A 21,157-nucleotide genomic window follows, 5' to 3' on the forward strand; every position below is an offset into this window, starting at 1 on the left:
CTTCACGCGGTTAATGACGAGTCAATATACAGAACGCCCTGCTTATTTGATGCTCTCCTGATAACGGAAGCAAGCGCGATCATGGTCGTTGACGATGCCCACCGCCTGCATCCAGGCATAGACAATCGTCGGCCCGATGAACTTGAAGCCTCTTCGTTTCAGGTCCTTTGAAATTTTGCCGGACAGCTCTGTTTCGGTGGCAAAGCCCTTTCCCATCAGCGGTTCGCCGTGAGTGTAAGACCAGCAATAATCCGCGAAGTCCTCGCCGTTCGCCCGCATGTCGTTAAAAATCTGCGCGCCGCGAATCGTCGCCTGGATCTTTGCCCGCGCCCGCACGATCCCCGGATTTGCCAGCAGGCGATCAATGTCGTCGGCGCCGTAAGCCGCCACAACCCGTGGATCAAAGCCGTCAAAGGCCAGGCGAAAAGCGTCCCGCTTGCGCAGAATAATGTCCCATGACAGACCGGCCTGGAAACCCTCAAGCATCAGCGTCTCCCACAGCATACGCGGATCCCGTTGCGGCACGCCCCACTCCGTATCGTGATAATGCTGCATCAAAGGTCCTGAATTCGCCCACGTGCAGCGATGTCGGTTATCCGTCATTTGCGTCCTCCTGGACGATTACCGGTCGTTAATCCGCTTTGCCTTTACCTTTGTGATCATACAGGCATGCCCTGTGCGTTGTCTTAAAGGTCGTGGCAAACGGGGCATGCTTTTAAACTGTCATCCTACTCGTAAAATGCACTGTGGCTGATTCATTGAATCAAAGGCTAACTGCGCAACCTGGAGCGGGATGGCCTTCTGTCCCGTGAAATATTCCCCGAGGTGCCGCCGAGAGTGGAATATGAATTGACTGAGCTCGGCCTTAGCCTGCTGGAGCCGATGAAGCATTTGGTTCAGTGGATTGGCGGCAATTGGGATGCCATCAAGCAAGCGAGAGAGGGTTATGACAAGGGGGAGCGCTGAGCCGAAGACGCCCCCTCAAGTAAGGCAACATTTACCTCGTTGGTAACCATGCCCATATTCGATATCAACTGACCAAGGCTTTCAATTCCTTTGCCGATGGGGGCGCTAAGCGGTGGGCCTCTTTTGCCACATTAACCCGCATCGCCACCTCAGCAAGTTCCAACATATCTTGCGCCAACCGATAGTTTCCTCTGGCCTGCAACCAGGACAAGATATCCGCAAGGTGCCAAATCGATGCGCTGGCTTCATGGACCGGCGCCGGAAAATTGCCCGGATGGGCCAGCATCAGCTTGCGCATATTCTGTCTCGACACGCCTACAATCTCAGCTGCATCAGTCAGTCCCACCAGATCCGGCGCCGCTTCGATAAGCGTCGCCGAGGGTACGGCGCGACGAACATCCGCCAGCGCACTGCGTACGGCAGCCTCGGCATTCTTAGCCTCCCGAGTGAATTCCAACGCCAGCCTGCCCGGCAGCCCTATGCCCACCAGAGCATCGTCGCAGCCGGCTTCGCCCAGACGTTCGACAATCGCATCCGTTTCGCAGTCCTCAGCGGCAAGCTGGTACTTTAAGGTAAAGGTAAATTCCATCATTTCTCCTTGTCGTCAGGATCACACCATTTGCGATGCGTTGTGCAATTATCCACGACCCGGCGCAGGGCGCGAGCATGGTTGCCGGGATTCTTAGGCGTGCTCCAGACGCTGGTAATGCAAAACTCTCCGTAGCGACACTCATTTTCATTATAAGGGCAGTAGATCTTCCCCCAGGCATGACTGCCGCCAACGTCGATTCGCCAATGTTGCTCTTCAGCATATCTGAGTGCCTCTTCCACCTCTTTCCTTGAATGCGAGGGACGTGTCATCATTGACCTCCAGAATAGATTTTTGCATGTGAGTTGTCAAGTGACAACCTTGCTATCTTGAACTTGCATATAGTGACGTCTTTAACACGGGTCCGTCATACTCTCCGGCAACAGCGTAGACAGTGAGTTCAGGCAGCCGATAAGGTCTTTAGCGATGCTGGAAGCACTGTTGCAAATTTGGCCTATCTGCCAGATAGAGGTGAGATTGTTCAGGGCGATGCCGGTGAGTATCGAAATTTTTTCTTCTGTGAGATGACGATTTTTTGCCATTAGGGATGAGGAAGGGTATCAATGCGGGGTAGATTTGTAGCCTTTAACTTAACCAGCGTATTATCGGAGTTCTCAGGTTAAGACAAAATAACCTCTCCCATCGACTGACCCAGCGTGAGGGCAATATTAAGGTTTGGCACTGCTATCCTCAAACGCGGAGCGCACAGCCTCCACGACATGCTGCGCCGTGAGCACATCCTCCAGGAGCGGATATTCCGCTCTCAATTTGCCGGACACGCGCCAGCCGTTTTGTTTGACAGAACGGATAATCCTGTTCGCGTCCTGGCTTGGCATCTCAATGACATCCTTAAGGTTTTCCTGCGCGAGCTGAAAGGTGGCCAATTCCCTCGCCTCGTCTGCCATCTCATATCTTACCGTATGCTTAATCACCCGCGCGGTGAACAGCACATGCTCGGTCAGATCCGGATAGCGCCAGGCAAAACAAGCGTCCTCATAGTCATCAAAAATAAAGTTGCTGCGGGTGCCATCTTCACATGCCACCACTTCGCCAAACCGGTAAGCCGTTGCATAGCGCCGCATAAACGGGCGGGAAAACACCTCGAGCGTGCGATTGTAAGCCGCGCGAAAATGGGGAGAACTGACGATCGTGGCAGATACCGGCAGAATGATGCCGTCAGGGACCGCCCTATCACGCACCAGTGCGTCATTTATCAGAAAACGGTGGATCCGGCCATTACCGTCTCTCATTGGATGGATATAGACAAAAGCAAAGGCCAACGCCCCGGCACGCACCATAGGCTCGGCCCCTCGGGTCGCAACTTCAAATGCTTTAAGGCCCTCCAGCATGCCCACCGCTGCCTCGAAGTGGGGAGCGATATAGTGGACAAGATTTTGACGCAGGGTGGACTGCCCGACAAAAACCGGCGAGCGACGCAGGCCCAGTCCCACGGCATCCCGGCCCAAAATACCGGATTGCAAGGTATATAAACTGTCGCTGCCCAGCGGGTCTTCAATATGGCCACAATACTGTTCAATAACATGGGCGAACCGCTGGATCCGATCGGTATGGTCAGACTCCTTTTCTATCAAAAAGCTTGCACGGGACTCATTAAACGTCAGCCAGCCGGCGGTACGCATCAGCAGATCGGCGCCGAACGCTTTGTCCAGTTCAACCAGCGCGGCAGTGAGATCAAAATGCAGCGCGTCCTGAAGCGCTGTAGTCCGACGAATCAAAGGGCAAAACGCGACCGTCCCCGGCAGATTATTATTGATCCGCCAGCGACGCTCGCGCAGCGGTTCGACCCTGGTGAAATAGTCCTGACCGGAGATGGCATCAATATATTTGCCATTGGTCAGGTCCGGCACATCCAGCCGCGTTCCGGTCAGCCACTCGTACAGAAAACCCGCACGGCGCGCGTACTGGCCGAAAGGCTCGCGTCGACACCATGCCGCGATAGGCTCGGGGCCGATGGCGGCAAAAAGGCGGGCAAAGAACTCCATATGGATCTCTTCGTATTTGAGCCCGAATTCGAAATGCCCCGCGAAGTCATTCGCCGGCCGGTAGCTGGCCGGATACTGATTTTTTATCAGTCCGCCCTCATCCTGATGGACGCGACCCGTGCCAATAGCTGACTCGACACGCAATAGCTGCGCCAACATGATGCCGTAAAGGCGTTCTAATACCTTGAAGCCAACCTGCATAAGGCAAAATCCTGTATTGGGGCCGCGAAAATGATACTGAAATAATAAGATCCTTGGAAAACGATAACATGAGGGCATTTAAAAGGCTATTTATGAAACGTATAAGTTCAGATCTGTAATGTGAAATTTGTATCTTCACTCGTTAGACCAGAAAGGATTTGGGATGTCATTACAGGGAAAGTTTATTGTTAATAACTCTAGTTTTTCCCCACTAACTATTTATGGGGTCGGAACATTCCTAGCTTTTTCTGGGAATAAAGGATATCGAAACCAAGGCGGGTGTGTGAGGGTTCCAGAAGCCGGACCTATACCCTCGGGACGCTATTGGATTGTTGACCGACCAGCCGGAGGTATACGATCGCAAGCTATAACTTACTTTAAAGACACTTGGAACACAGTGGTAAGAGGCAGCGCTTCAAATCATACAGAATGGTTTGCCTTGTATCGAGACGATGGGAAAATAGATGATTATACTTGGATTGACGGTGTAAGAAGGGGCAATTTCCGTTTGCATCCAATAGGGGGCGGCGGGATTTCTCTTGGATGTATTACACTACAACACAAATCCGATTTTGCGGCAATACGCTCGGCCCTATTGAGAACTATTAAGGTTCCCGTCTATAGCACTGGAATCGATGCTCATGGAATGATTGAGGTAATAGTTTATGGCGGCATTTGCCCGGTCGATGGGTAACTCACTACTATTTTTTGTCGTTTTTTTTGCTATTGGTCGTTCATTTCCGTATCCGGACGACTTGACAGCAGTACAGCAAAATATACTTTTACAAGCAACTCATTTTTTTGGTTCAAGAGATCCAGAATTAATTTTGATTGCTACTTTTTTTACATTTAATACACTTTTAACAACAATAGTATATAACTTTATAAAAAAAGTGTGGTATTGGTCTCAAAGACAAAATCCGGGTACATTCCTCGGATGACAATTTATCGTTCATTCCAGTCATCGGTATAACGAATATTTCCATCAACATAACACCAAGTAATTCGGTTATACATCAATGAAACGGATTCCATATGATTGACTGCGGACATACCAGATAATTTAGTGTTAGGCATCCCAGGATTAACTCCAGTCACTTTTACACCTTCCAGTAACATAACAAAGTAAGACTCTTCCTGTCCTGCAAAATTTATCCGATACCAGCGGATCTCTGCCGATTGTAACGTTTGTCCCTTTGCTACAGCTTTATAAAGATACGGACTTGACGAATCAAATTCCTTTTCAATCATTATTGGTGAATGTGATCGAGTACCCGTGATTTTACCATTACTTCTATCTACTGGGATATTCAGGCCGTGGTTAAAACCAATAACTTCAATACTGCCCTCCCGGTCTTGCACATCTACTGACCCCTGATATCCGCACCGCCATCATCTTTAAGCCATAGGTAAGCGGGAATAGGCATAACGATCCTCCTTTTGAAAAGAGTAAGTTTATCAGAACAATAGTAAGTAAAACTGACTAAATTCTAAACATCTCATCAATATATATGTTATTAGCGTTTTTCATATTCTCGTTGCTTTGCTTACAGGGTGTATTGCAATCCATCCCCGTTAGTTGTCATGGCGTGATTCAAAATAGCTTCTCGCTGAAACATAAGCAAGATCGAGCATAGATCTTTCGGTCAGCATATGTGTCTTAAGCCGGTCCTAGGGCTTTACCCTCAATCTCGCTGTTCTCCCTCAATCAATCTATGCTCAACCAATAGATGAAGTTTCTTTATCCACGTTAGGCGCGCTGCCCTTCACACTTACGCTGAAACCGAATGCGGCTGTCAGGGAGGCAAAATCTCAGTGAGCCGTTACACTTGTAGAAACCGCATTTAAGGGAGGTATTATGAAACTTGGATTCGCCTGCAAATATTTTTATTCAGAAACACTACAGCCATTCCCCTTTAAATCCCCAACGCGTAAACGGTTTTTGACGTTGGATAATGATAAAAGACTCGCTTTGCTTTGGGAAAGTTCGAGAGAAAACTTAACCAACCTTCTGTTGATTTTTGAGCAATTGGCTTTACTTCCTAAAAATCTGAGAATGATAAGGATTGGAAGTGATTTGCTGCCATTATATACTGTCCCCGAAGCTACTATTCTGTACAAAGAAATTTTACCCGATTTATACCCTCTATTCAGGAACAGCGGGGATTTTGCAAAGCAGAACGATATAAGATTATCCTTTCACCCCGGACAATACACTGTCCTGGCATCAGACAATCCATCAGTAGTGGAAAGATCTATTGAAGACATTGAATATCATGCCCTGTGTGCGAAATCGATGGGATATGGCAAACGTTTCCAGGACTTTAAAATAAATATTCATATGAACGGGAAGAAAGGTTTTGCCGGTTTCAAGGACGCTTTCCTAAAGCTCAGCCCCGAAGCAAGGCTGATGGTGACTGTTGAAAATGACGAAATTTCCTGTTCAGTGGATGACGTATTGCAGGCAAAAAGCTTATGCCCGATCGTTTTGGATATTCATCATCACTGGGTGAAAGAGAATAAATTTATCAAACCAGCCGATGATCGAATGAAAATAATAAAGGAATCTTGGAGAGGAATAAGACCTGTCTTACATTATTCCATTTCTCAGGAAGGTCTTATCCCGGAGCATGGCTTTCCGGATCAAGATACGTTGGGTTTGTCAAAACCAACATTACGCGCTCATTCAAAGTACTATTTTAATAATACACTGAATGACTGGGCTTTATCCTTTGACGATTTCGATATCATGTGTGAAGTGAAAATGAAAAATCTCGCCAGGGAAAAATTGTATCAATACGCATGCAGCGCGCCAACATTCAGGCATCAGGTCGGTGAAGTCGTGGTCCGGGCCGAAAGCCATGTGCCCTTGCCGACCAAGCGATGACGAATCCCAGGGCAGACAGCAGGACCAAGACCCATGGGAACGAACTTGCACCCCAAGCGTCCAGCAGGACGCCGCCGAGCAACCCTCCTCCGGCAATGGCGCCATTCCACGCCACCACATTCATCGACAGCGCCACATCAGCCCCGTCGCCGGCGGTATCCGCCAGGGCGGTCTGCAGCAGCGTGGCCGCCCCGCCGAACGTCACTCCCCACACCACCACACCCAGGTAGATCGCTGTGGGCACGCTGGCGAACCAGGCAAACAGTAGCGAAATCACACTGAACGTCGCCAGGCTGGTCAGCACCATGTTGCGCAGGTGGCGATCCACCAGCCAGCCGGTGACCCAAATCCCCAGCAACGCAGCCAGACCAAAGACCAGCAGCACCAGATCCACACGACCAAGCAGTCCGGCCTGCGCCACGAATGGCGCCACATAGGTGTAGAGGATGTTGTGCGCCAGCATCCAGGCAATCACCGTGCCGAGCACCGGTCGCACCCCCGGGGTGATGAACACCTTGTGCAAGGACATGCGCTCGTGAGCCGCCTGGCCGGGGTAATCCGGCACCTTGGCCAGTACCCAGATGATGAGCATCAAGGTAAGCGCTGACATGATCCAGAATGCGGTACGCCATCCCACCAGAGCGCCGAGCCAGGTACCCAGCGGAACGCCCAATGACAATGCGATGGGCGTTCCCACCATCGCGATCGCCATCGCTTTGCCTTGCTGGTGCACGGCCACCATCCGCCGCGCGTAGCCCGCTAAAAGGCTCCATGCCAATCCGGCCGAAACGCCGGCGAAGAAACGCGCGGCCAGCGTCAGCTGGTAATTGGACGAGAGTGCCGTAACCGAGTTGAAGAGCAGAAAGCCAACGATGGTCAACAGCAGCACGCTTCGCCGTCTCCAGGTGCGTGTAGCGATGGTCAGCGGTATCGCCGCCAGAAATGAGCCCGCCGCGTAGGCGGTGACCATCTGTCCGGCCAGCGACGGAGAAACGGCAAGCCCCTCACCGATTTGCGGCAGCAGGCCCGCCGGCAGCGTCTCGGTCAAAATGCAGATAAAGCCTGTCATTGCCAACGCCAGCAGTGCGAAGACGGGTAGCGGCGCGCTGGCTAGCTCTGAAGAGGAAGCATAAGTAACGGTTTTCATACAGCGTTTCCTGAAAGTGGGGACAACAGCAGTGACAATCAAAACAGGAAGCCTGCTCCCTCCGTTTCGTTCACTTATGTACTGATCGATATAAATATAGAGAAGAGCAATACCGATTGTCAACAATTTATGTATCGATTAGTATCTATTTCATAGATGAAGGTGATAATCGAAAGGAGGACGCCATGGCGCAAATGGGCAGGCCCCGTAGGTTCGATCGAGACAAGGCTATCGACCAAGCCTTGCACCTGTTTTGGGAGCAAGGCTATGAAGCCACCTCTTTGACCCAGCTCAAAGCCGCGATCGGCGGCGGGATTTCCGCACCCAGCTTTTATGCCGCATTCGCCTCCAAGGAGGCGCTATTCCAAGAATGCGCGCGGCGCTACCTGAGCCAATACGCAACGGTCACGGAATACCTGTGGGACACGGGTCTGGCTCCCCGGCCAGCCTTGGAGACAGCCCTGCGTGCCTCGGCAAAAATGCAGTGCGAACGCGGGCACCCCAAGGGATGCATGGTGGCTTTGGCGGTGATGAGCGCTCCCTCGCCCGAAAACGCGGCGGTGACGCAGTCGCTGACACAATCACGCACCCGCACCCGTGCCGGCATCACCGGATGTATCGAGCGCGGCATCGCCGACGGCGAATTGGCTCCGACAACAGACGCTCGAGCCCTCGCCACGGTGTTCGACGGTTTTTTGCTGGGCCTGTCCACTCTTGCGCGCGATGGCGTGGGTTACCCGGTGCTCAATGCCGCTATCGACCGCATTATGACGGCATGGGATACCGCGCGGGATCGGTGATTGCCGGTGGACTGGATATTAAACTAGTGATGTTGTTCGATTATTGAAGAAATTCACTGCTTCCCGACGCATTGCCCCGCGATCCGCTCCCGCACCTGTTCAAATTCGCGGCGATCGCCCTTAATATAGACTGCCAATACCATGACATACATACCGTCCCGGTCGGCTATGAACTGAAGCGAGCTTGCGGGGATAGATCATATTGTATATAGCTTGTGTGGCTCGGGAAATTCCGCCGCCTTTAATCCCAGCGACAGGGAAAAAGTCCATGACCGGTCTTTATTGAGAGGCGTCTTTTAATTGGGACTGCAAATAATTCTGCACACCGATACGGGTGATTAAATCCAATTCGGTTTCCAGAAAATCGATGTGTTCTTCTTCTTCCGTCAGGATCTCGATAAGCATATCGCGAGTGACATAATCCCGAACATTATCGGCGTATGAGATACCTTCTCGTAAATCCCGCGCACCCTGCAGTTCCAAATCCAGATCCGAACGCAGCATCTCTTCCACATTCTTGCCGATGTTCAAGGCACCCATATGTTGCAGATTAGGCAGCCCTTCGAGAAAAAGTATTCGTTCAATATGATGGTCGGCATGCTTCATTTCATGAAGTGAAATATGATATTCGACATCATCGAGACGCTTCAGGCCCCAGTTTTTGAACATTCGCGCGTGAAGAAAATATTGATGGATGGCAACCAACTCGTTACCGAGCAATTTATTTAAATGAGTAATAATTTGGGCGTCGCCTTTCATAGCACACTCCTTCGTTACGGTTAATTAAGAATATAACCGGAGCAAGGTAAATCAAGGTAATAACCCTACTAATTATGTTAAAAGGTATGAGGGGCATGCGCGGCACCGAGAACGCCACCCCATCAGCCGCCGCCCGATGGCGGCTCTCGCGGTCGACATCGGGAGCCGCAATAACGATCAAGATCGTTTGATGCTTGCCCACTATCTCCGCGACTTGTTAGACCGTTTTGTCAGGGGTTTTCGCCCGAACCATCACCGATCTGACTGGCGGTCACTGGCGGGAGCAGCGCGGGGATCATCCCGGCCGGCCGCAATCGCGACAAGGGGCGCGATTGCGGGCCTGATCCGTATGCGTCAGACTGTTACAACGATCTTGCCCACTTGATTGTTCGCTTCCATATAGCGATGGGCTTCAACGATATCGTCAAAGCGAAACGTCCTATCGATCAGAGGCTTGAAAGCGCCGGATGCAAGATGATCGAAAATATACTGCTTCGCGTCCTGGAACTCTTTCTCTTGCGTCAGTTCGTTTACCACATAGCCGCGGATAGTGAGGGACTTGGCGAGCGCAGTGAAAAGCGGATAGGGCGTTTGCTCGGATGCCAGCGCCCCGTATTCGACGATGAGTCCCTTATGGGCCGCTGCTGCTGCGAGCAACTCCAGCATCTTGCCTCCGATAGGATCGAAGCTGACGCGTGCGCCTTTGCCATTAGTGATTTCATTGACTTTACCGGCCAGGTCTTCCTCATCAGTTATGATGACGTGATCGGCGCCAAGTTCGAGGAGTCGGGCTTTCTTGGCTGCTGTACGGGTTACGGCAATGCTGGCGCCACCCTGTACTTTTACCAACTGGATGCTGGCCACTCCTACGCTACTGCTGGCTGCAGTGATTAAGACGAAGTCCCCTTTACTTACCTGACCTAGCCAGATGAGCGCACCGTACGAAGTCAAATACTGCATCCAGATGGATGCCCCTTCTTCGTAGGAGAGATTGGATGGGTATTCAGCAATTGAACGAAAAGGTACAACGGCGACTTCGCCATAGACGCCATATTCGTTAAGACTGAAAGTTCCCGGGACAGTGCTGACGGTTTTCCCAATCCAGCTCGAATCAACCCCATGTCCCACGGCTTCAATGATGCCTGAAGCCTCATAGCCGCTCTTGGAAGGCAGAATCGGCGTTTCCAAATAGTGACCGGAACGATACATGATGTCCGCGCGGTTCAGTCCAAGCGCTTTAACTCGCAGACGCACTTCGTTTTGACCGGGTGCGGGAAGGGGGAGCTCGTCAAACTGCAGGACTTCGGCACCTCCGGTCTTATGAAAGCGAACGATCTTGGCAGTAGTAGGCATGGAGTACTCCTGGGTTCAAGTATTCTTTTTGGATGTGTTCGGCCTGAACGTTCTTTTGTCAGCTCCGATCATTGTGTCACCTGTTCATGTACTGTGATGTGACGATATCACCTCTATTCAGGTGGCCAACTTCACTACGTGCTACTTCAGTTCAGCATCTCCACTCGATTTTCAAAAAACTACACAAGCCCTCGTGATTAAAGATTTTTTTGATGATTGACCTGGGGCCGATACCGTCGTTTTACCGTCATCAGAGGAGTTCTTTTGCTGTCGCGGATGATGGAGCTGTTTGCGGAGATTGACGTATTTGAAACTATGATCAAGCAGACTCTCTATGTCGAACTGGCTGCTTATTAAGCCTGGGCAATTAGTTTAAAAAAATTAATAAACTGATACTTTAAGTGACTCTATCGCTATTTTGGTAAACTACTTCAGCCAGTCCCTAAGTACCGTTTCCAGCTTATCCAGCGTATCTCATCGGGATTATTGGTTTGCAGGAGCGCCGACACGCCGGCTTCCCGCTCAAGCCCGGCGGCTATTCTCGTCAATGCCGCCCGAACATTCGGTAGCGCCAGTTCCCTATTTTCCAATGGGATATAGGCCAAATCGATATCCACTGAAAGGCGGGGAAAATCGCGTACAAACAAATTGATTGCGGTTCCCCCTTTTAGCGCAAAACAACGTTCCTTTGCCACTTCCGGTAGCGCGCTTATCAATAGCGCTAACTGTTTGTAATAGGGTGATTGCTTATCCATGCGATGACTCTCCGTTAATAAATTTTTCAGGCACGATGATCTGGTATTGTTTATCCAGCTTACCGCCTGATACCACCTGCCGTTTTCCTGATCCTAGGTCGATGCTAGTTTTATCGATCCGTTTAGCCCAGGCATGGGCATAATAGTCGGCTAAAAATAGATATAAGCGGTTCGTTTGCACTGCACCGCTGGCGTTAAGTAACTTCTCCACTTTGCCCGGATTCAGGTTAACCAATCCCTGAAACAGCTCGGCCGCATGCTCAAAAGCGATCTCCGCCGGCACAGCATTTACCAGTTCGTAGGCAGCTAACTCAGGCACACTGGCTTTTAATATATTCCCTTTTATCTCGATATCGGTTAGATATTGCTCGCCAATAAGAGACAACTTTTGATTCGTAAGAAAAAGCCAGTCAACTCCGGGGAATTCTTTAAACCACTTTGGCAACGCCGCTTTGTCTTCTACATACAGCCAGACGCTTTTGTGGGTTAGCTGGAGATAATGAGCACGGCCTTGATAGGTCAGGCTGGTAAGACCTGCCAGATGAACCGGCACAGATAACTGGTTTTGCAGGCACAATACCGCGTCATGCCAATCAGGTTCTCGACCGGTACGCGCGTATAATCCCGAACGCAGTTTATGCAGCCAGTCGCTCTGCTCATACCTATGTGCCAGGGAAGGACTGATATCATGCTTTGTCAGCCAAGACTGCGCCACCAGAGAACCAGGAGCTGTGTTTTGTAAAAGCCAGTTTATTTTCGACGACATAGATTCACTTTAAGTGTAACTATCCATAATAAAGTAAACTATGGATGTCGGAAAGAGTCAATACTGAAAGATCTCAGGGCCGGCAGGCGGGCATAGAATTCCAGATGGATCTCTTCGTATTTGAGCAGCGAAAATGATACTCGGCAACGTGCCAGCGAACGGGATATTTGTTCGCCTTGAAAAAGCGCCTTCGGTCAACAGCATAATTCTTTGGATGATGCTTGCCTTGTAAAGCTGCCACTATAATAAAGCGTTGAAGTGAAGCGCTTATCGACTCTGACGGAATCTTCACTGATTGGAAAACCCGCCAGGAGCACTGAAATCGGCTAAAAGCATCATCAAAATTCTGCCAACTCTGTCTGGCAGCAAGTTTTCAATCCGGTCCTCCCTCCGTGACTTGCCCATTTGTTATAATTTGATAGCGGGAAGGCCAGATCTCCTCGGGACGTTTACCTAGCACTTCCGAGATTAAGCGTTCACCTTTTGGCCAATGCCGTGTCAAAGTATTCGCCAATGTAGACGAAGCCAACCCCGCCGAACGAGAAATCGCCGCCAGCGATGTCCCCTTCTTCCTTACGCCTGCAATAATATCAGCAGGATGCCAATCATGTTGCTCCATACCATTCCTTAATAAGATGTTGACTATGAGTCATAATGCTAGCATAAAAATTAACGATTGTGACTAATAGTCCGTGGTCTGATAGGCAACAAAAGATAATGCTTATCGGCATGAAAAAATCAACTGACATTGCCGTCCGCTTCGGGCTACGAGTAAAAACGCTCCGCTTGCAGGCAGGACTTTCACAGGAAACTTTCGCCGACAAATGCGGGTTGGATCGCACTTATATCAGTGGGATTGAGCGAGGCGTCAGAAACCCCACGCTGGAAGTGATAGCAGTGATTGCCAACGGTTTGGGAATTCCGCTAAAAGCCTTGTTCGATTTTTAAAGATTTTTGACTGCCAACCTGTTTTCAAGCAGCAAGATTAATTGTGGTAGGGACTTATAGCTGCTTTATTCAGCTTCGCCGACAATACGGTGCGGCCGACATCTGCCATCTCACTTAGAATTGGCGGCCTCAATGCTATCAGCCTTACGGCTGAATGCCAGCGTCAGCCTGCCCGGCGGCGTGCCACCAACGGCTGGAGGCTAGGGTGATGCCATGAAGCTTAGCCAGCAGATGGTTTGATTTTTCAGCATTCTGTTCATTTAACTGCATTTTGGATTATGCAATCCAAATCTTTGCTAGGTTATTAGATCGGCTCTGTGACCACTTCCCACTACGCCGTAATGCAACACCCGGCGGTCTCGCTTAGACACCCAGACGCAGCAAAAAAGGGGCCGTAGCCCCTCATGTCACAACCACCCGCGCTCCGCGAACGACATGGTATCGTTACCGCCAATGATGATATGGTCGAGCGTCCGCACGTCCACCAGTTCCAGAGCCTCCCTGAGTAGCTGAGTAAGCCTCCTGTCTTCATCGCTCGGTTCGGTATTCCCGCTGGGATGGTTGTAAGCGAGGATGACTACTGCCGCATTGTTCCGCGGGGCCTTTTTGACGACTTCACGCGGATGGACCGCGGTACTGGTAATCGTGCCGTAGAACATCTCGGCGTACTCAATCAACCGATGTTGCGTATCTAAGAACAGAAACGCGAAAACTTCACTCTCAAAACCGGCCAATTTGGTGCACAGGTAATACCAGCATCCCGCTCGATACTTTCTTCTGTTTGGGGACGGTGGGCCGCTATTTGTTTGGCTTCAACAACACGACTACCAAATTGACTGGACTAGGGTGAATGACAAGGCCAGCGCAGCTGGATTGGCCGTCAAGGCTTCTAATGTCATCGGCGACGTGGCAGAAGTTGACGCCCATGAAACATACTACCAGGCGCAGTTTTTCACGATCAACATACCGACCGGGCAAACGGAAGATAACGCCCACATATACGAAGACGCCGCGCGAATGGCTCAGCCTACGCGGGCGGTGAATCTCAACCAACCGAAAAATGTCATTCTGCCTGTGAAGATCAAAAAAACCGGGGCGGAATGATCTTTGCCCGTGAGGCAGCGGCGTAAAGTACAAGCGGTGCCATGGTCGTTAGTGCAAATGACATCGAGAGAGCGGTAACTTCACTTGTCGCTCAAAGACTCTACATAGCGGAGACTAGATTGGGTGAATAACTGAGAACCTGCTGAGTAGCAATGGCTGGGGGATTACCGGGGTACCGACATGCCCACATTGACCAGATATGCGGTGAAGCATCTTCAATATCAAGGACAGACCATTGCTTATTTCGCTGAATGCGACCACTGGTTTTGGTGATTCCAATCGCGCTTCATCCACAGGTTTTTTTCTCTTCTTAGATTTACTCGCCATGATCGGATTGCGCCACATTTCCCAGTGACTTTCCGCCCAGTTCAATTCGATAGCTGTTATCATGAGCGCGGGCAAAGTCGTTGTGTAGTCCCTCCGGTTTTTAGTACCACTGCCAAGGAACTACCGTCAAGGCTATACCGGCCAAGGGTGACGGTTTCCCGGTGGCCGTTAATGTGGTAGTCATAGCGGAAGGACACGGTACCGCTGGCGGTGACGGCCACATAGAGGCCATCCCGATCGGCAATTTTATAGAGCTTATCGCGGGGTTTTAGGCTTTTGAGCTTCGTGTCGGTGAGCACAAGGAGTAGCATCCCAATACCGTCAAAATCGGCTGACAGCGTACGATATTATGTTGTTCGAGATTACTACCTTTAAGCCAATACCGACAATAGTACCGACGAAAAATGCTTGCTTTGGACAATAGATATAGATAAATATAAATAAAAACCCCACTTATTATCATGGGGTTATGTGTAGATCTCAATTGATAACAATAGCTATAAAAGCGCTGTAAATCATTCCCACTCTATCGTCGCCGGCGGCTTACCCGATATATCGTAAACCACCCTTGAAATCCCATCGACTTCATTGATGATCCGATTGGAGACCCGTCCCAGGAAGTCATAGGGCAGATGCGCCCAATGGGCGGTCATAAAGTCGATGGTTTCCACCGCGCGCAGGGAGACCACCCAGTCATATTTACGGCCGTCCCCCATCACGCCAACCGAACGCACCGGCAGGAATACGGTAAACGCCTGGCTGACCTTATTGTAGAGATCCGCTTTATGCAGCTCTTCGATGAAAATCGCATCGGCGCAACGCAGCAGATCGCAGTACTCTTTTTTCACGTCCCCCAGCACCCGCACGCCGAGGCCCGGCCCCGGGAATGGGTGGCGATAAAGCATATCGTAAGGCAGGCCCAGCTCAAGGCCTATGCGGCGCACCTCGTCCTTGAACAGCTCCTTCAGCGGTTCCACCAGGCCCAGCTTCATCTCTTTCGGCAGGCCGCCGACATTATGATGGGACTTGATGACATGGGCCTTGCCGGTGGCGGAGGCGGCGGATTCAATCACGTCGGGATAAATAGTGCCCTGGGCCAGCCATTTTACGTCGGTCTGTTTGCCGGCTTCCTCATCGAACACTTCCACAAACACCCGGCCGATGGTTTTGCGTTTGATTTCAGGATCGGCGATACCGGCCAGGGCGCTGAGAAAACGCGTTTCCGCCGGGACATGGATGATATTCAGGCCATACTTCTCGCCGAACATTTCCAGTACCTGGGCGGCCTCGTTCAGCCGCAACAGGCCGTTGTCCACGAACACGCAGCTCAGGCGATTGCCGATGGCGCGATGAAGCAGCATGGCGGTAACCGAAGAATCCACCCCGCCGGACAGTCCGAGAATTACATGGTCGTTGCCGATCTGTTGGCGCAAACGGCTAACGGCATCTTCGATAATTTTATCCGGCGTCCATAACGCCTCGCAGCGGCAAATATCCTTGATAAACCGTTCCAGTATCCGCTGTCCCTGGTGTGTATGGGTGACTTCGGGGTGGAACTGGACGCCGTAGAACCGTTTTTCCTCGTCGGCCATAATGGCGAACTGACAGGTTTCAGTGCTGGCGACGGTGACGAACCCGGCCGGAATACCGGTAACCTTATCGCCGTGGCTCATCCAGACATCCAGCAACGGCTTGCCGTTGACGCTGAGGGAATCCTTGATGTCCCTCACCAGGGCGCTGTCGCTTACCACTTCAACCTGGGCATAACCGAATTCCCGCTGCGAAGAGCCTTCAACCCGGCCCCCCAGCTGCATGGCCATGGTCTGCATGCCGTAACATACGCCCAGCACCGGGACGCCGGCCTGGTAAACATACGCCGGCGCAATTGGACTGTTATGTTCGGTGGTGCTTTCAGGACCGCCGGAAAGAATAATGCCGCTGGGATCAAAAGCACGGATTTGCGCCTCCGTCACGTCCCAGGCCCAGAGTTCGCAATAGACGCCGAGTTCACGGACACGGCGGGCAATTAATTGCGTGTACTGCGAGCCGAAATCCAGAATCAGAATGCGATGTTTATGGATATTGTCTGTCATAGAAGGCGTATTCCAAGAGCGGTGGTCAAAATAAAACACCACCCGGCCGCGGCCGGGAAGAAAAAATCTGGGATGGCCAATCCTCGGCCACCCGGCGCTGAACGAGCTTTTGGCGACAAGCTGCGGGCTACGGGAAAATAAGCAACGCACTATACTATTTCGCAACTAGCCCGCAGCGCGCCGCTCCGTGCGTTTAGCCCATGCGGTAGTTCGGCGATTCTTTGGTGATGGCGACGTCATGGACGTGGCTTTCCTGGATGCCGGCACCGCTGATGCGGACAAATTCAGCCTTGGTGCGCAGTTCATCGATGGTGGCGCAACCGGTGAGTCCCATGCAGGAGCGCAAGCCGCCCATTTGTTGATGCACGATTTCTTTCAGGCGGCCTTTGTAGGCAACCCGCCCTTCTATGCCTTCGGGCACCAATTTGTCCGCCGCGTTATCGGTCTGGAAATAACGATCAGAGGAACCTTTGGACATGGCCCCCAGGGATCCCATGCCGCGATAGGATTTAAACGAACGGCCCTGGTAGAGTTCGATCTCGCCGGGGGATTCCTCGGTACCGGCCAGCAGCGAGCCAACCATGACGCATGAAGCGCCGGCGGCAATGGCCTTGGCGATATCGCCGGAGTAACGGATACCGCCGTCGGCGATAACCGGAATGCCGGTGCCTTCCAGCGCTTCCACCGCATCGGATATGGCGGTGATTTGCGGTACGCCGACGCCGGTCACGATACGGGTGGTACAAATGGACCCCGGCCCGATACCTACTTTAACCGCGCTCACGCCCGCTTCCACCAGCGCGATGGCGCCGGCGCCGGTGGCGATATTACCGCCGATAATCTGCAAATCGGGGTATTTGTCGCGGGTGGCGCGAATGCGCTGCAATACGCCTTCAGAGTGGCCGTGGGAGGAGTCGATGAGCAGAACGTCGACACCGGCGGCCACCAACGCATCGATACGCTCTTCGTTACCGGCGCCCGCGCCCACGGCGGCGCCCACCCGCAGCCGGCCGTGTTCATCTTTGCAGGCATTGGGTTTGCGTTCGGCTTTCTGGAAATCTTTTACCGTAATCATGCCCAGCAAATGGAATTGGCCGTCCACCACCAGCGCTTTTTCCACGCGCTTCTCGTGCATTTTTTGCAGCACGACTTCGCGGGCTTCGCCCTCTTTTACCGTCACCAGACGCTCCTTCGGCGTCATTACCGCGGTGACCGGCTGGGAAAGATCGGTTACAAACCGCACATCGCGGCCGGTGATGATACCCACCAGTTCGTTGTCGTCGGTGACCACCGGGTAACCGGCGAAACCGTTGCGGGCGGTCATTTCCTTGACCTGGGACAGGGTAGTTGAAGGCGTTACGGTTTTGGGATCGGTCACCACGCCGCTTTCATGTTTTTTCACCCGGCTGACTTCCTCAGCCTGGCGCTCGATGGACATATTCTTATGGATAAAGCCGATACCGCCTTCCTGGGCCAGTGCGATAGCCAGGGGCGCTTCGGTCACCGTATCCATGGCGGCGGACAGCAGTGGAATGTTGAGACGGATTTTTTTGGTCAGTTGAGTTCCCAGGTCGGCCGTGTTGGGCAGAACCGTGGAATGTGCAGGTAAAAGGAGGAGATCGTCGAATGTCAGGGCTTCTTTTGCGATACGTAGCATAGCAATATCTCACCAGGGTGAATGTATAAAATATTGCCGTGGCATTATACAGAACCCAAACCCCTGCCTCCAGCTATTTTTTTAAAAAAAACCTTGATAACCGCTCCGCGATAAGTAATATCAATCGATTAAGTCTTTTTTAACTAAGTTGATCCGGCTCACATGCCTGCACCCGCCTCGTCACTGATTTTTACCGTTTCACGCCTGAACCAGCAGGTGCGCGAACTGCTGGAAAGCGAGATGGGCCAGATTTGGCTTACCGGCGAAATCTCCAACTTCTCCCAGCCCGCCTCCGGCCATTGGTATTTCACCCTGAAAGACGATCGCGCCCAGGTGCGTTGCGCCATGTTCCGCAATGGCAACCGACGAGTGACCTTTGCCCCGCGCAACGGGCAGCAGGTGCTGGTGCGGGCTTCGTTGACACTGTACGAACCCCGCGGCGACTATCAGCTGATTGCCGAGAGCATGCAGCCCGCCGGCGACGGCTTGTTGCAGCAACAGTTCGAACAGCTCAAGCAGAGGCTGTCGGCGGAAGGACTGTTCGATCAAATCCATAAGCGGCCGCTGCCTAGCCCGGCCCGCCGGGTGGGCGTCATCACCTCCGCCAGCGGCGCGGCGTTGCACGATATACTGAACGTCCTGCGCCGACGGGATCCGTCGCTGCCGGTGGTGATTTACCCGACGTCGGTTCAGGGACAGGACGCACCGGCGCAGATCGTGCGGGCCATTGAAACCGCCAACCGCCGGCAGGAGTGCGATGTCCTCATCGTCGGGCGCGGCGGCGGTTCACTGGAAGATTTATGGAGTTTTAACGACGAGCGGGTGGCGCGGGCCATTTTTGCCAGCATATTGCCGGTGGTGAGCGCCGTCGGACACGAAACCGATGTGACCATTGCCGATTTCGTCGCCGACCTCCGTGCGCCGACCCCGTCGGCGGCGGCGGAGCTGGTAAGCCGCAATCAGCTGGAGCTGGTGCGCCAATTGCAGTCACAGCAGCAGCGGTTGGAAATGGCAATGGACTATTATCTGGCCCAACGACAGCAGATTCTTACCCGCCTTCAGCATCGCTTGCAGCAGCAACACCCCCAATTGCGGCTGGCGCGTCAGCAAACGGCATTGATTAAACTGCGGCGCCGGCTGGACGATAGCGTGCAGGCGCAGCTGAGACTGGCGCAACGCCGCCACGAGCGAGCGCAGCAACGGTTGGCGCAACAATCGCCGCTGCCGCGCATCGGCCGGGCGCAGCAGCAACTACAGGCATTGAATTATCAATTGCGCGAGAGCATCACCCGCCGCCTTAACGGGCATCAGCAACGCTTCGGCATGTTATGTTCCCAACTGGAGGCGGTCAGTCCGCTAAAGACGCTGGCACGCGGTTTCAGCGTCACCACCGGTGCCGGGGGGGAGCTTATCAAACGCACCGGGCAACTGCAGCCCGGCGATGCGTTGACCACCCGTCTGCAGGACGGCTGGGTGGATAGCCAGGTGGTGCGCATTACGCCGGAAGAGGAGATATCGAAGAAGACCACTGGTAAAAACCGCTAGCGCGCTGCCGCCGACCGCGCAACGACGTTATACAACGCCCCGATAAACAATAAAACGCAGGTGCCGAGAAAAACCGGGCGCATGCCGAAATGGCCGCCGATCACGCCCCCCAGCAGCGGCCCCGCCACCTGGCCGACATATTGAGCCGAGGTGGAATACCCCAGCATTTTACCGGCAATCTTGTCCGGGACATTGTGACGGATAACGCTGGCGATACAGGGCAACAGGCCGCCCAAGGCCAGCCCCATGAAAAACCGCAGCACCACCAGTTGCCAGCCTTGAGTGACAAATGCCTGAGGAATCAGCAATAGCGCCGCCGCCAGCAGGCAACCGATAATGACATTCCAGTGACCGCTGCGATCCGCCAGCTTGCCCAGCCTGGACGCGGATAAAATGCTGCCAAGGGCAGCGGCGGACATGGCGAATCCCGCCACCAGCGTCACCCGTGAAAACGACACCAACTGCCCCACATAGAGGGTAATAATCGGTTCGATGGACATATTGGCGATCATCAGCAGCGCACCGGTAATCAACATGGCGACTACGGGTTTGCTCATCGCGGCGTCGGGCGCCGGTTCGGCGGCCCGCCTTTGCGCGGCGCCCGGTTCTTCTTTTAATAAAAAGCTGGTGGCAAGGAATGAGACGAATATAGCCGCTCCGGCGACAATAAAGGTGGCGCGAATGCCAATCAACGGCGGTAAGGTACCGCCGATCAGCGGACCGGCGAAGTTACCGGCCATGATACCGGACGACATGACTCCCAGCGCCCAGCCGGTACGGGCTTTCGGCGTTTGGGTCGCCACCAGGATCATCGATCCCGAGGCATATCCTCCCAGCAAACCTGCCAGCAGGCGCAGCGCCACCAGTTGCCAGACGCTTTGCGCCATACCCAGCAGCGTCATGGCCACCGCCATGCCGAGACTGGCGCGGATCAGCATCAGTTTACGGCCGTAGCGATCCCCCAGGCGTCCCCACAGCGGCGCGGTAAATGCCGCGCTGAAAAACGTGGCGCCATAGGCCACCCCGGACCATTGGCTGATGGCGGCATGTCCTACCGCCCCAAGCTGTTCCACATAGAGTGGCAGGAAAGGCAGCAATAGCGTCATGGCGATAATGGTGGTAAAGGAACCGAAAACACAGACGAATAAATTGCGTTGCCAAAAACGACTGCCGTCAGCGATGTCAGCCGAGGTATTTACCATGATAATTCCTTTAACCGCCAAAATACTCAGGCAATATCCGCTTATCCAGAAGGGA

The 21,157-nt window shown here is 52.7% G+C and carries 21 protein-coding genes and 4 pseudogenes; 8 read left to right on the forward strand and 17 right to left on the reverse strand.

What is annotated here, in order from left to right; translation table 11 throughout:
* Positions 1-42: 42 nt before the first annotated feature.
* Positions 43-603: a DNA-3-methyladenine glycosylase I gene (locus HB631_RS04575; protein WP_213989959.1), complete on the reverse strand. Its 561-nt coding sequence runs from the start codon at positions 601-603 to the stop codon at positions 43-45.
* A 180-nt stretch (positions 604-783) separates the two neighbouring features.
* Between HB631_RS04575 and HB631_RS04580 the strand changes: the two genes are divergently transcribed.
* A complete protein-coding gene (locus tag HB631_RS04580) occupies positions 784-966 on the forward strand; it encodes a helix-turn-helix domain-containing protein (RefSeq protein ID WP_255556828.1) in 183 nt (60 codons plus the stop codon).
* A gap of 64 nt (positions 967-1,030) precedes the next feature.
* Here HB631_RS04580 and HB631_RS04585 read toward each other — a convergent pair whose 3' ends face one another.
* From HB631_RS04585 to HB631_RS04600, 4 genes are all read right to left on the reverse strand, one after another.
* The gene (locus HB631_RS04585) at positions 1,031-1,555 is read right to left on the reverse strand and encodes a DNA-binding protein (RefSeq protein WP_213990151.1); all 525 of its coding nucleotides are present in this window, start codon (positions 1,553-1,555) and stop codon (positions 1,031-1,033) included.
* Positions 1,555-1,827, reverse strand: a complete 273-nt coding sequence (locus tag HB631_RS04590) for a hypothetical protein (protein ID WP_213989960.1) — start codon at positions 1,825-1,827, stop codon at positions 1,555-1,557. Before HB631_RS04590 ends, HB631_RS04585 begins: the two co-directional genes overlap by 1 nt.
* A gap of 81 nt (positions 1,828-1,908) precedes the next feature.
* Positions 1,909-2,097, reverse strand: coding sequence for a hypothetical protein (locus HB631_RS04595; protein WP_213989961.1), 189 nt, complete (start codon positions 2,095-2,097; stop codon positions 1,909-1,911).
* Positions 2,098-2,223: 126 nt separating this feature from the next.
* A complete protein-coding gene (locus HB631_RS04600; protein ID WP_213989962.1) occupies positions 2,224-3,759 on the reverse strand; it encodes a Fic family protein in 1,536 nt (511 codons plus the stop codon).
* 163 nt (positions 3,760-3,922) lie between these two features.
* Here HB631_RS04600 and HB631_RS04605 point away from each other — a divergent pair, with 163 nt between their 5' ends.
* Positions 3,923-4,453 (forward strand): DUF2778 domain-containing protein, encoded by a 531-nt coding sequence (locus tag HB631_RS04605; RefSeq protein ID WP_213989963.1) that lies wholly within the window; start codon positions 3,923-3,925, stop codon positions 4,451-4,453.
* On the forward strand, positions 4,425-4,700 hold the full coding sequence (locus HB631_RS04610; RefSeq protein WP_213989964.1) for a hypothetical protein: 276 nt from the start codon (positions 4,425-4,427) through the stop codon (positions 4,698-4,700). The genes HB631_RS04605 and HB631_RS04610 overlap by 29 nt, the downstream gene beginning before the upstream one ends.
* Positions 4,701-4,704: 4 nt before the next feature.
* Here HB631_RS04610 and HB631_RS04615 read toward each other — a convergent pair.
* Positions 4,705-5,186 (reverse strand): annotated as a pseudogene (locus HB631_RS04615) (Hcp family type VI secretion system effector).
* A gap of 431 nt (positions 5,187-5,617) precedes the next feature.
* On the opposite strand from HB631_RS04615, the gene HB631_RS04620 reads away from it, so the two are divergent.
* Positions 5,618-6,646 carry a UV damage endonuclease UvsE gene (locus tag HB631_RS04620; protein ID WP_213989965.1) on the forward strand — a complete coding sequence of 343 codons (1,029 nt, stop codon included), beginning with the start codon at positions 5,618-5,620 and terminating at the stop codon, positions 6,644-6,646.
* Here the strand turns inward: HB631_RS04620 and HB631_RS04625 are convergent.
* Positions 6,579-7,793 carry an MFS transporter gene (locus HB631_RS04625; protein WP_213989966.1) on the reverse strand — a complete coding sequence of 405 codons (1,215 nt, stop codon included), beginning with the start codon at positions 7,791-7,793 and terminating at the stop codon, positions 6,579-6,581. The two genes, HB631_RS04620 and HB631_RS04625, sit on opposite strands and share 68 nt — an antisense overlap.
* A 185-nt stretch (positions 7,794-7,978) precedes the next feature.
* Here HB631_RS04625 and HB631_RS04630 point away from each other — a divergent pair, with 185 nt between their 5' ends.
* The gene (locus HB631_RS04630; RefSeq protein WP_213989967.1) at positions 7,979-8,593 is read left to right on the forward strand and encodes a TetR/AcrR family transcriptional regulator; all 615 of its coding nucleotides are present in this window, start codon (positions 7,979-7,981) and stop codon (positions 8,591-8,593) included.
* 279 nt (positions 8,594-8,872) lie between these two features.
* On the opposite strand, the gene bfr is transcribed toward HB631_RS04630, so the two are convergent.
* From bfr to HB631_RS04655, 5 genes and pseudogenes are all read right to left on the reverse strand, one after another.
* Positions 8,873-9,352, reverse strand: a complete 480-nt coding sequence (gene bfr / locus HB631_RS04635) for a bacterioferritin (RefSeq protein ID WP_213989968.1) — start codon at positions 9,350-9,352, stop codon at positions 8,873-8,875.
* A gap of 354 nt (positions 9,353-9,706) precedes the next feature.
* Entirely contained in the window at positions 9,707-10,705 is a 999-nt protein-coding gene (locus HB631_RS04640; protein ID WP_213989969.1) for a zinc-dependent alcohol dehydrogenase family protein, read from the reverse strand.
* Positions 10,706-11,172: 467 nt separating this feature from the next.
* A pseudogene (locus HB631_RS04645) lies at positions 11,173-11,460 on the reverse strand (nucleotidyl transferase AbiEii/AbiGii toxin family protein); the annotation flags it as partial.
* Positions 11,453-12,226 carry a type IV toxin-antitoxin system AbiEi family antitoxin gene (locus tag HB631_RS04650; protein ID WP_213989970.1) on the reverse strand — a complete coding sequence of 258 codons (774 nt, stop codon included), beginning with the start codon at positions 12,224-12,226 and terminating at the stop codon, positions 11,453-11,455. The gene HB631_RS04650 and the pseudogene HB631_RS04645, both read right to left, overlap by 8 nt.
* A gap of 373 nt (positions 12,227-12,599) precedes the next feature.
* Entirely contained in the window at positions 12,600-12,845 is a 246-nt protein-coding gene (locus HB631_RS04655) for a helix-turn-helix transcriptional regulator (protein ID WP_213989971.1), read from the reverse strand.
* Positions 12,846-12,955: 110 nt separating this feature from the next.
* Between HB631_RS04655 and HB631_RS04660 the strand changes: the two genes are divergently transcribed.
* Positions 12,956-13,174 carry a helix-turn-helix transcriptional regulator gene (locus HB631_RS04660; protein ID WP_213989972.1) on the forward strand — a complete coding sequence of 73 codons (219 nt, stop codon included), beginning with the start codon at positions 12,956-12,958 and terminating at the stop codon, positions 13,172-13,174.
* Positions 13,175-13,581: 407 nt separating this feature from the next.
* On the opposite strand, the pseudogene HB631_RS04665 reads toward HB631_RS04660, so the two are convergent.
* Positions 13,582-13,923, reverse strand: a pseudogene (locus tag HB631_RS04665) (JAB domain-containing protein); the annotation flags it as partial.
* Positions 13,924-14,020: 97 nt separating this feature from the next.
* Between HB631_RS04665 and HB631_RS04670 the strand changes: the two are divergent.
* Positions 14,021-14,278 (forward strand): hypothetical protein, encoded by a 258-nt coding sequence (locus HB631_RS04670; protein WP_213989973.1) that lies wholly within the window; start codon positions 14,021-14,023, stop codon positions 14,276-14,278.
* A gap of 437 nt (positions 14,279-14,715) precedes the next feature.
* On the opposite strand, the pseudogene HB631_RS04675 reads toward HB631_RS04670, so the two are convergent.
* The 3 genes and pseudogenes from HB631_RS04675 to guaB all read right to left on the reverse strand — a co-directional run.
* Positions 14,716-14,904, reverse strand: a pseudogene (locus HB631_RS04675) (Arm DNA-binding domain-containing protein); the annotation flags it as partial.
* Between the two features lie 216 nt (positions 14,905-15,120).
* Positions 15,121-16,698: a glutamine-hydrolyzing GMP synthase gene (gene guaA / locus HB631_RS04680; protein WP_213989974.1), complete on the reverse strand. Its 1,578-nt coding sequence runs from the start codon at positions 16,696-16,698 to the stop codon at positions 15,121-15,123.
* Positions 16,699-16,891: 193 nt separating this feature from the next.
* On the reverse strand, positions 16,892-18,355 hold the full coding sequence (guaB, locus tag HB631_RS04685) for an IMP dehydrogenase (protein ID WP_213989975.1): 1,464 nt from the start codon (positions 18,353-18,355) through the stop codon (positions 16,892-16,894).
* A 162-nt stretch (positions 18,356-18,517) separates the two neighbouring features.
* Between guaB and xseA the strand changes: the two genes are divergently transcribed.
* Positions 18,518-19,900 carry an exodeoxyribonuclease VII large subunit gene (xseA, locus tag HB631_RS04690; RefSeq protein WP_213989976.1) on the forward strand — a complete coding sequence of 461 codons (1,383 nt, stop codon included), beginning with the start codon at positions 18,518-18,520 and terminating at the stop codon, positions 19,898-19,900.
* Here xseA and HB631_RS04695 read toward each other — a convergent pair.
* On the reverse strand, positions 19,897-21,102 hold the full coding sequence (locus tag HB631_RS04695) for an MFS transporter (RefSeq protein WP_213989977.1): 1,206 nt from the start codon (positions 21,100-21,102) through the stop codon (positions 19,897-19,899). The genes xseA and HB631_RS04695 overlap by 4 nt on opposite strands.
* Positions 21,103-21,157 lie beyond the last annotated feature (55 nt).

The sequence above is a fragment of the Sodalis sp. dw_96 genome, from assembly GCF_018449575.1.
GTDB lineage: Bacteria > Pseudomonadota > Gammaproteobacteria > Enterobacterales > Enterobacteriaceae > Acerihabitans.